Here is a 10,459-nt window from a genome sequence, read left to right as displayed (position 1 = left end):
TATCCTAATCCCTAACCCAAACTTCTTGCTGACGCTGTACCTGTATAACCCCAGAACCACACGTTGCCGTGGCCTGCACCTTAAAAAGAGATTCAGCGTCAGGGGTACCCTCATTGAAAGTACCTATATTTGTACATGCCATCGCATTAACCTTGCACCCACTTCCCACAGCTACCGGCGGAACGGCACCGCTAACCTCCCCACTGCATACGGTCTCGATATCTGTTGTACTTGTATCTAACGGATACATCTTGGTCAGTGCCCACTCATTGGCGGACTGAGCAACAAACCAAGCTTTTGTTCCCAAAAACTCTCTTGTTAATCCGCTTTGATTCGACCATGTAACTTTCATTAAAGAGGAAGCCAAATATCCCATTACAATAATGACGAATAACACGATGATTAGTACATTTCCGCTAGAGTTTCTTTTACGGGACATTGAGCACCTGCACATCTTGTTGATACACACTACGTTCACCATCCTGCTCAAACTCTAGATTAATATGAACTAAACCACCTCGTTGCAGAGTAGACTCTAGATAACGCATACCACTTACGGACGTATCGACACTATCCGCAACTGTAATACCATTTCGCGTAACTCGCTTGGTATCAAAACAGTAGCGAACCTCCGACTTCTCTTGATAAATATAAAGACGGCTAGAAACAGAGGATCCCGTAATCGTACTTGCCCCCCCACTAACAACAAAAACCTTACCTGTTTTAGCTAAACCACCAATGGCTATATTTCGCGAAGAAGTTGATTGTAAATCTTCATATCGGCTCGGATTTATCACCATCCTGCGATTCGTAGGAATAGGATTAAGCGTTGAGTCATTACCTAGCAAAAACTCTAAGTCATTATTCTTAAACGTGTAAAAACCAGAATATTCAATCGGCACAAACTCTAGACAATTAGTTGTTCCTTTTGGCACATGAAAACTATTAGGTACAGCATGGCGGATTTCACGCGTCATCTTTTCTAAAACAAACTGAGCTTGTGTTTGTATTCGTTGGCGATCGATAGTATCAGCGTAACCTTTCATTCCTAACTGGACATACCCAGCTATCCCCAACATGATGAAGCTGCCGACCACAATCGTAACTATCATTTCCATTAAGGTGAAACCACGATCTTTCATCAGTAGTTCCCCTTAATAGCTGTTAAAGTAAGGGGCTGCGTGTTCCCCGCAAAAATCCTTAATGTTACTTTTTTGTATTCGGTTATTTCATCGGGAGCTTTATCCGTCAGATCATCATAGGCAACACTAACTTCTAATCTAAAGTTTTTGTACTGCTCAGTACTGTCCGCACCAAGTACATCACTGATATTCCCTCTAGAGGCACCATCACACTGAGAAGCTGTTGTAGATGTGCTCCAACACCCGATATAGTCATCTACATCGTTGAAATCACTAGGCGTTGTTTCCAAGGAACCGTCTAGTTTTTTATCCACACCTAATTTATTTACGTCAGTGCAGCTCACTCCATTCTCACCACACCGAACGGTGCCACCATCAAAGTCGCTGTTTTCATCGAAGCCTCGCGCCAATATCTGCGACATGAAACCTTGGCCTAATGCGGCAGCGCGGGTTTGATAATGAGGGATGGCGGAATCTCGAATCTGAGGGACAAGAAAAGAAGTAAACGCCACCATCGCAATGCCCATTAAAACAATCGCGATGATCATTTCTATCAAAGTCATGCCACTAGATTTCTTCATGAGCATGTGCCTTTTGAAACATAACCTTGAGAATTTATTTCAACTTGGCAGCGGCTTCGACCATGCTTATCTTCAATTAAGATGTTTACAGCACCACTTACAGGATTGCCGAGAAGGTTAAAATTAATTGTATTTGCGGCACCGCTGATAACGGAAAACCTTGCGGACTTATCGATAACCACGTCACTACGAGCATCTCGTGCACTGCCTGTTAGTGCACAGGCAGCAACCGAACCAACACATGAGCTAGAAACTTGTAAACGAAAGTTGTTATCAGGACTTGTAGCATTCGACTGCATACGATTCACCTGCACTTGGCGAATCACAGAAATCACGCGTTCTTGTAATGCATATGCAGAGAAATTGCCAGATCCCATAAAACGGCTGGCTGCAAAAAGTGAAAGGATAGAGAGGAGAACAATCACGAGGATTAACTCCATTAAAGTGAATCCTAATGCAGAGCTGCGAATTTTCATAACCCAACCTTAGGCTTAGAACAAGCGAGATAAGTATACGATGAAATTATGAGATTAATGATAGGTTTATAATTTTTCGATTCGAAGTGTGAACAGACGAACAAATAACCAATGTCTAGTTACTTTACTCTTTTGAACGGCCAATCTCTTCTTCAATTCGATCGTAAGTTTCTTTATTGCTCAGCGTTTCAGAAACATGCTCAGCGGTTTGCTTGGTTTGCTCCCACTTAGCCTCGTAAGTTTCTGGTTCAAAGCTGATAAATCTTGGTAATACCACATAACCGATCACACCTAAGATAATCAGCACAACCACAAACTCTATTGCACTAAGACCTGATGATTTACGCATATGAACTATTCCGAGATCAATCAAAATATAGAGTTAAAGGCCAGACTAGCTGGCCTTTATGCTATATTAACAGCCTGTATTAATAACTGATGTCGAAGCTTGTTGCGTTGCCCCCGTACCAGTAGCTTCATTATAGGTTACATAGCAGTTGGCTTTAGTTATATTTTCTTCATTATTATTAGCATGGTAGCCTTTTTTGTTAGTATCTGAAATAAATGTAGCAACTACACTTTTACCCCCAGAAACAACGGCTAAAGCCCAATCGTCGCTTAGCCCCTGAACAGCTTTATCAATACCACCTGCTTCAGCCACAGGGAAACCGAAATCAGCAGTAATACCTTCGACGTCAGCGCCAGTCTCTCTATCTTTTCCATCAATTACCGCTTTTCCATATGTAATTCCCGCTGCACCATCAATAGCACCTTTCAACCCTTGAATAGACGCTTTTCTTGCATCATTTTGTAAATCAAGGAAACGTGGTGCTGCAGTTACCGCTAGAATACCTAGGATTACAATTACCACTACCAATTCGATAAGGGTGAAACCACCTTGTCTTTTCATTGTTTACTCTCTCTATGTAAGCATGCAGTACAACTGCAAAGTTTTGTTTAGGTCACGCGACCATTTTGGATATTGTCAAAACGGTTTGGGGCAGCAACGTTCACTAAAACTGACCGTGAAGGGATACTGTATCTACCGCTTGAGCAGAATGACGATTCGCCATTATTCAGTTCATGCTGAAATGAGAAAAACACATTATTGTTTACCTACTATTACAGCCTGTTACTTATGGTAATGATTGCATTATACCGACTTTCATTACCAATTATAGTGCTTAGGTGTCAAAAAATTCACTCCGCCGACATTTCGACGTATATTTTCAGTTGATTAGCAGTTGAGATAACTACAATCGACTGACCATTTTCATAAGTGTATTGACAGACATAACGATCAGTTTTGATGGCTCCACTGATATCTATTAACTTGTTGGTCATTATTTTACGTTGGGGGTAATGCACCGCTAGCCAATAACCACAATCTAATACACCTTGCTGAGTAAAGGGAGACACTAACCCGCCCTCAGTCATAGTAAGGTTTAAGCCATCCATCAGCATATGTTCTGGCTCGCCTTGTACTAGCCAAGCTTGACGATAACGCTGAACACTGTCTTGCATCCAAACTCTCGCTAACTTCGCTCCAGTTACTTGTGCTTGCTCGGTCACAGGACGTAATTTGACCGCCAAACCCACCGCCATAATCGTAGCAATAACCCCAAATACAATAAGCGTTGCTCGGCTTTGATTTTCAACCACCTATTAGCCGCCTTTGATGATGTCGAGCATTCCCCACATTGGTAAGAAGATACCCAATGCCAGCACCATGACCATGCCTGCGACAATCACCAAAAGTAATGGTTCTATTCTTGCGGTCAGCGTTTTTAGATCGTAATCGACTTCTCGATCGTAAAAGTCCGACACCTCCAGCAGCAACTCATCAATACGACCAGTTTCTTCACCTACTGCAATCATCTGAATCACCAATGGGGTGAATATTTTACTGTTGATGGCCGTCACTGAAATGGTGCTACCCGCTTCAATTGCGGACTTCATTTCAAGAATTCGATTTTCTAAAAAACGGTTCCCTAAGGCTTCCCCGGCCAAAGCCAAAGACTGGTTAAGTGGCACCCCTGATTTCAGCATCAACGAGAAGGTTCTAGCAAAACGAGAAAGCTGCGCACGATTAACGATATCGCCAACAATTGGCAGCCGAAGCCGAAACTTATCGAACTTCTCCCGACCATCAGCCGTCGCCACCCAGGCTCTGAACACCGTAAACGCACCAATCATTGCCACAACCAGCAACACCCAATAATTAACAAAGAAATTAGAAGTCGCGATCAAAATACGCGTTGGCAATGGTAGCTCAACCCCAAAGCGCGTGAACATCGATGCAAACTCAGGGATCACCAAGATATTCAATACAAACATGGCGATGGTGATAAAGATAATGACAAACGTTGGATAACGCATCGCCGCTTTAATGCGTTTGCGAGTCTCAAGTTCCTGTTCGTAGTAATTCGCCAGTTGCAATAGCGCTTGGTCAAGCCGACCCGTATTCTCACCGACGTTGATCATAGAAACGAACAGTGGGCTGAATACTTTACTGTGTTGCTGCATCGCAGAAGACAAACCTCGGCCATTACTCAGTTCAGAAACGACATCTTCTAGCGCCTCTTTGAGCTGTTTGTTTTCGCAATTTTGCAACAAGCCACGCATAGAGCGCAGCAAAGGTACGCCAGCTTTAGTCAAACTAAACAACTGACGAGAGAAAAGAATAATTACTTCCAACGGAATAGCAGGCACAAACAGCTTAGACAAGCTCACTTGGCTTTTTGCCGACTCTTTCTCTAACCGTACATTGAGCGGGATGACCCCTTTGTTCATCAATGCTTCCGCCGCAGCTTCTGAGTTCACTGCTTCGATTTTGCCGTTAGTGGATGAGCCGTCTAGCGTGCGGCCTTGATAACGAAAAGTTGGCATTCACTTACCTATATGAAAATGGGATCAGTCTTACCAGAAGCATCACCCTCACCTAGGGTCATCACTTCATCCAAACTGACGGTGCCTTGTAGCGCCAGTTCCATTGCAGAAGCAAGCAGTGGCTTATAGTTTTCTGAGCGGCGCGCGGCTTGCGCAAAGCCAACCGCATCATTGGCTCGCAATTTATCCATCATCTCTTGCTCAAGTTCGAGCATTTCAAACACACCGATTCGGCCTCGATAACCAGTCAAGTTACAGTTTTGGCAACCTGCGCCTTTATAAAAAATGGTGCTAACTTGATTTGGGAAACGCCCAGCTAACCACTGCTGGCGAGACTCATCTAAGTGGTCTTCTGTTTTACAATCTGGGCAAACTCGGCGCACAAGACGCTGCGCCACCACGGCTCTGACTGCACTAGCAACCAAGTAACCCGGCGCACCCATATCGATCATACGTAACGCACTGTCGACAGCATCGTTGGTGTGAAGAGTGCTCAATACTAAGTGACCCGTTAGTGCAGCTCGCAGACCAATTTCTACCGTCTCTTGATCACGCATCTCACCAACAAGAATGATGTCTGGGTCTTGACGTAAAAAGGTTCTCAGAACACGCGAGAAAGTTAGATCGATCTTACTGTTAACCTGTACCTGAGTGATGCGAGGCAGACGATATTCAACCGGGTCCTCTGCTGTAATGATCTTTTTCCCAGGTTCGTTGAGCTCACTCAATGCGCCGTAAAGCGTGGTGGTTTTACCGGAACCTGTCGGCCCGGTAACCAAAATCATGCCGTGCGGACGCGCCAACTGTCGACGTAAGCGAGCAAGCAAGTCTGGCGGCAAGCCCGACTCTTCTAACGGACGCAAACCAGCGGACTGGTTAAGCAGACGCATTACTACAGATTCTCCGTACTGCGTTGGTAACGTCGACATACGAATATCAATTGATTGGCCACGAACTTTGATATTGAATCGGCCATCTTGTGGCAAGCGCTTTTCAGAAATATCTAGGTGTGCCATCAACTTCAGTCGAAGAACCAAAGCCGATGCAATGTTCACTTCATTTAAGAGCGTTTCATGCAATACGCCATCAATACGCTGGCGCAAACGCAATACTTGATCGTCTGGCTCAATATGAATATCCGAAGCTCCAACCTGTACCGCATCTTCAAACATGGAATTAACCAGCTTTACAACGGTAACCTCTTCACTGTCGGCCTCATCAATACCGTAATCAAAGCTTTGTACATCTTTATGCTCTTCATGCAGCTGTTCAGCAAAGGAGGCGATCTCTTTAGTACGGCGGTAATAACGGTCAAAGCTTGAAATAAGCTGACGCTCTGAAGCAACAATGAACTCAAGGTTGTATTGACCTAACAAGTTCATCAATGATTCTTGAGTGAACAAGTCCGCAGGGTCGCTCATAGCAACGCGCAGGGTGTCCCCATTTCGAGCAACGACCATCGCACGTAAGCGACGTGCGTGTACCTCAGGTAGAATCTGCACGGCTTCGGCATCCACAGGCGCACGACCAAGATCGATCAGTGGCAAACCAAGCTGCTGAGACAAGAAGTCCAACATTTGCTTTTCGGTAATAAAGCCAAGGTCAATTAACGCATCCCCTAGCTTCTGCCCGGTACTGCGTTGTGCGTTTAGTGCTTGCTGGATTTGTTCTTCAGAGACGATACCTTCCTCAACCAGAAGATCGCCCAAGCGTTTTCTCAACTGAATTTTCATTGTGCGCTCTCCAACTCTTTCAAGATGCTCAAACGGTCACGGATAAATGCTTGCGATTGATTCGAAATGCCAACTTTACCCAGAGCTTGGTTGTAAGAGTGAATCGCGGCAGTAAAAGCCAGGGCGCGCTCTTGTTGAATAGCCAAACCTAACCACCAGCGCGCGTTTTCCGGCTCACGCTGAGTTAGGAGTTGATAGCTCTCAAGCGCAATGTCATTTTGCTTGTGTTTTTGTGCCAATGCCGCACGCATCGCCAAGTAATCTCGACTTGGTACTGGAGGCAAATGAACAAGCGGGCTCAGCGCCGCTTCAGGTTGATTAGCTTTCACTAACAACTTAGACAAGGCCAAGCGGAGTACTTGGTTGTTCGTATCTAGGTTGATGCCTTCTTGAATAATCTCATATGCTTTACGCGTGTCACCTTTACCAAAGTACAACGCTGATAACTTTTGACGCGTGTCTGCATTCATTGGCTCATAACGCAACGCCTCGGCATAAGCCGATAACGCTGTTTGCATATCGTTAGCATCGAGTGCCTTTTCCGCTCGACTAACAGCCTTAAGGGAAAGCTGACGATGTGTAAGCTCAACCTGCTCAATACTCATTGAACTGTTTTCTGCTGTCGTGTGGGTTACGTGATCGTATTGTTCCTCGCTCGGCATCGTTGCTAACTGCGCGAGTAAAACTGAATCATCAGAGGCGATATTTATCTCAGATTTTGGCGTGAACCTATCAGTCTCTTGCATGTGAGGCTGTTGCGCGACCGGCTGTGTGGCTGGTTTAGTGTAAACCACTTGAGTTGTATCGGGCGTCATTTTACTCGTTGGCGAGTGAGTGCGCTCCGATGAAACAATTGGTGAGACATTCACAGACGACAATGGCATAGCGTCGGTTTGAAATTGTGATAGCTCGCCTGAAGGGACAGGACCGCGAGAGACCGCCCAGCTACCAACCGCAAGGCTTAACGAAAAACCGGCGACAAGCCAAAGCCAAGGTTTACTGCGTGAGACACTTGGAATCTCCGCACGAGTAAGCTCTGACGGCGATGTTTTTTCAGCAAGTTCTGATAATGCTTTATTGATGGCACTCAAGGTTGACTCCATCCCCAAAATACGGGTGTTTTAAACTTAGGTTTACGGGCATCAAACGTATCGTGCATAGCGGCGTAAACGTGATGATTTTTCAATAGTGTGCAACGATCATTAAATGCAGCAAGCAACGACTTGTGACTAATTTGGTTTATCAAGCGCGGAATCCCCATGGATGAACGCCAAATCGCTTTTTTCTGTTCAATAGAAAAAATGTGCGCCCCATTGCCTGCTTTATCTAAACGATTATTGATGTAAGCCACGCCTTCATCGATAGAGAGAGGACGTAACTGGCAACTAAACGTAATGCGTTGACGAAATTGCCTTAGCTCATGGTTAGCCAATCTTTCATCCAACTCAGGTTGTCCGAATAACACCAATTGAATGAGCTTATCTTGTTCCGTTTCTAGATTGCCAAATAGACGCAATGTTTCTAAAGCTTGTGGGGAAAGAGCTTGCGCTTCATCAACGATCAAGACGGTTTTCTTTCCCAAGGCATGTACTTGAATCAAGTGCTCTTGAATGAGGGAAACGATACGCAGCGGATCATCGTTCTCGATACCCAACTCTCTGGCGACAGCAAACTGCAACTGTTCCCCATTCAACACTGGATTGGGTAAGTAAATAAGCTCAACTTCAGATTCAATCTGCTCGATCAGCTTACGGCATACCATGGTTTTTCCAGTGCCTACTTCTCCCGTCACCTTAATCACCCCTTCTCCCATTTGCACGGCAGCTAGGATGGTTTGGATCGCCTCATAGTGAGGGACTAACCCCAAGAACATTTCTGTATTTGGGGTTAACGAAAAAGGCTGAACTCGGAACCCAAAGTGTGACAAGTACATACTCAAATCACAAACCTATTGAAAAACAGAACCTTTCCCAGCGCTTATTGCGCATCTGGGAACCACTCTTGCAGCAGATCACGAGAGCGCTCTAGCTCTTTCTGCCAAGAGTTCACGCCAACTACGGTCGGTTTTAGCAAGATGACCAATTCTGTTTTCTCAGTTACGTTATTCACGTTGCGGAACAAATGCCCCAGTGCTGGTACATCGCCCAAAAATGGGACTTTAGAAACAAGCTCACGATTTTGCTGTTTCATCAACCCGCCGATAACCACAACATCGCCATCTTTAGCACGAATAACCGAGTCTGATTCACGAATAGAGCTTTTCGCTAATGGCAGTTGGATGTTTTGGAAATCTCCGCCCAAGTTCAATTGCTTCACTTCTTCCGTGACTTCAATAACTGCGGGGTGAACATGCAGGAACACATTGCCTTTGTTATCAATTTGCGGAGTCACATCGAGGGAAATACCCGAGAAGAATGGCGTCAGTTCCACTTCAGGAACTGCATTTGAGTTTTCACCGTTGCCTGCATTGCTCGATAGCTCGGTAACAAAGTACTCATCGGTACCCACTTTGATGACAGATTTTTGGTTGTTGGCAGCGGTAATACGAGGGCTCGAAAGGACGTTCAAGTCACCTTGCGTAGACATGAAGCTCAACACTGCATTGAAGTTACCATCCGAAATAGTCACGTTAGTTTGACCGCCCAATAGCGTGCCAATCGCATCCAATGGTGGTAATGCCGATGCAGGGCGGTTGACTACGATACTACCCGAGTTACCAATTGACGCCGATAAGTTTGACCAGTTGATGCCTTGTTGGTAGCCATCATTCAACGTCACTTCTAGGATTTTAGCTTCAAGAATGACCTGGCGCTGCATGCGCTCCTGCGATACACCTAAGAACTCGCGTACTTCGCGAATATCATCTGGAAATGCTCGAACCGTAATAACTCCCGCTTGTGGCGTTACAACCACACTTTGCCCTTTGCCTGAACCAATTAGATTCGCAACAGCTTGCTGCAGCATCGGCCAGAAATCACTTTCAGTGATGGTTTCAATGCGTGTACCGCCCGTAGATGTGGTCGAGCTATCGTTGTTGTTTCCATTGTTAGAGTCTGACGAGTCAGAACTGTCTGAGCTACCACCAGAATTAGACGTACCAGCCGAGGTTACAGAGCCCGTAACAATGCTGGTTAACGAGCGACCAGAACGCTTGAACTGTAGGTAATCGACTGGAATGGTCACAGTACGCATACCTGCTGGGTAGATTTGAATAACTTTGCCAGACTTCACCACGTCATAGCCATACATATTCTGTACGACATTCAGAACTTCATCCAATGTCACATCTGACAAGTTGACGGTGATATTACCTTGTACCGATGGGTGAATCGCCACGCTGTACTCTGTGCCTTTCACCAACGAGGCGAAAAAGCTTCTTGCATCGACCGCATTCGCTTGAATACGAAAACGCTTCGAGGTGCCTTGCTCTGATGCAACGTTCGAGTCTAAATTTGGCATCAAGTCTGCCTCAACAGAAGAAGGGATTTCTTCCAATGTGCGGCTGTTCGCTTGATTGATCGATTCATTGAGCGCTTCTTTAACTTCCACTGGATTCCGATGACCCATTGAACATCCCATTAAAGAAGCAATCGTTATTCCTACAACTAATTTGCGCATATCTGATCGGGCTCTGGTTA

The 10,459-nt window shown here is 45.3% G+C and carries 12 protein-coding genes; all 12 read right to left on the bottom strand.

Annotation, left to right across the window (positions count from 1 at the left end; genetic code table 11):
* Positions 1–4: 4 nt before the first annotated feature.
* The 12 genes from J4N43_RS01910 to mshL all read right to left on the bottom strand — a co-directional run bounded on the left by J4N43_RS01910 (position 5) and on the right by mshL (position 10,439).
* Positions 5–439 (bottom strand): hypothetical protein, encoded by a 435-nt coding sequence (locus J4N43_RS01910; protein WP_025767605.1) that lies wholly within the window; start codon positions 437–439, stop codon positions 5–7.
* Positions 429–1,142, bottom strand: coding sequence for a PilW family protein (locus J4N43_RS01905; RefSeq protein WP_158159794.1), 714 nt, complete (start codon positions 1,140–1,142; stop codon positions 429–431). The genes J4N43_RS01910 and J4N43_RS01905 overlap by 11 nt, the downstream gene beginning before the upstream one ends.
* Positions 1,142–1,723, bottom strand: a complete 582-nt coding sequence (locus tag J4N43_RS01900) for a type II secretion system protein (protein WP_158159795.1) — start codon at positions 1,721–1,723, stop codon at positions 1,142–1,144. The genes J4N43_RS01905 and J4N43_RS01900 overlap by 1 nt, the downstream gene beginning before the upstream one ends.
* Positions 1,720–2,199 (bottom strand): type II secretion system protein, encoded by a 480-nt coding sequence (locus tag J4N43_RS01895; protein ID WP_158159796.1) that lies wholly within the window; start codon positions 2,197–2,199, stop codon positions 1,720–1,722. Before J4N43_RS01895 ends, J4N43_RS01900 begins: the two co-directional genes overlap by 4 nt.
* Before the next feature lie 124 nt (positions 2,200–2,323).
* Entirely contained in the window at positions 2,324–2,548 is a 225-nt protein-coding gene (locus tag J4N43_RS01890; RefSeq protein WP_199266800.1) for a type II secretion system protein, read from the bottom strand.
* Positions 2,549–2,614: 66 nt separating this feature from the next.
* Positions 2,615–3,109: a type II secretion system protein gene (locus tag J4N43_RS01885; protein WP_158159797.1), complete on the bottom strand. Its 495-nt coding sequence runs from the start codon at positions 3,107–3,109 to the stop codon at positions 2,615–2,617.
* 290 nt (positions 3,110–3,399) lie between these two features.
* On the bottom strand, positions 3,400–3,861 hold the full coding sequence (locus J4N43_RS01880) for an MSHA biogenesis protein MshF (RefSeq protein WP_158159798.1): 462 nt from the start codon (positions 3,859–3,861) through the stop codon (positions 3,400–3,402).
* A 3-nt stretch (positions 3,862–3,864) separates the two neighbouring features.
* Entirely contained in the window at positions 3,865–5,088 is a 1,224-nt protein-coding gene (locus J4N43_RS01875; protein ID WP_005381186.1) for a type II secretion system F family protein, read from the bottom strand.
* Between the two features lie 8 nt (positions 5,089–5,096).
* Positions 5,097–6,821, bottom strand: a complete 1,725-nt coding sequence (gene mshE, locus J4N43_RS01870; protein WP_158159799.1) for an MSHA fimbrial ATPase MshE — start codon at positions 6,819–6,821, stop codon at positions 5,097–5,099.
* On the bottom strand, positions 6,818–7,924 hold the full coding sequence (locus J4N43_RS01865) for a tetratricopeptide repeat protein (protein ID WP_158159800.1): 1,107 nt from the start codon (positions 7,922–7,924) through the stop codon (positions 6,818–6,820). The genes mshE and J4N43_RS01865 overlap by 4 nt, the downstream gene beginning before the upstream one ends.
* Positions 7,909–8,754, bottom strand: coding sequence for an ExeA family protein (locus tag J4N43_RS01860; RefSeq protein WP_005381192.1), 846 nt, complete (start codon positions 8,752–8,754; stop codon positions 7,909–7,911). Before J4N43_RS01860 ends, J4N43_RS01865 begins: the two co-directional genes overlap by 16 nt.
* Positions 8,755–8,798: 44 nt before the next feature.
* Entirely contained in the window at positions 8,799–10,439 is a 1,641-nt protein-coding gene (gene mshL / locus J4N43_RS01855; protein WP_033907420.1) for a pilus (MSHA type) biogenesis protein MshL, read from the bottom strand.
* Between the last annotated feature and the right edge of the window lie 20 nt (positions 10,440–10,459).

This window comes from Vibrio sp. SCSIO 43009, assembly GCF_023716525.1.
GTDB lineage: Bacteria > Pseudomonadota > Gammaproteobacteria > Enterobacterales > Vibrionaceae > Vibrio > Vibrio alginolyticus.
The sequence above is the reverse complement of the archived record's forward strand: the minus strand, read 5'-3'. Positions and strand labels throughout refer to the sequence as shown.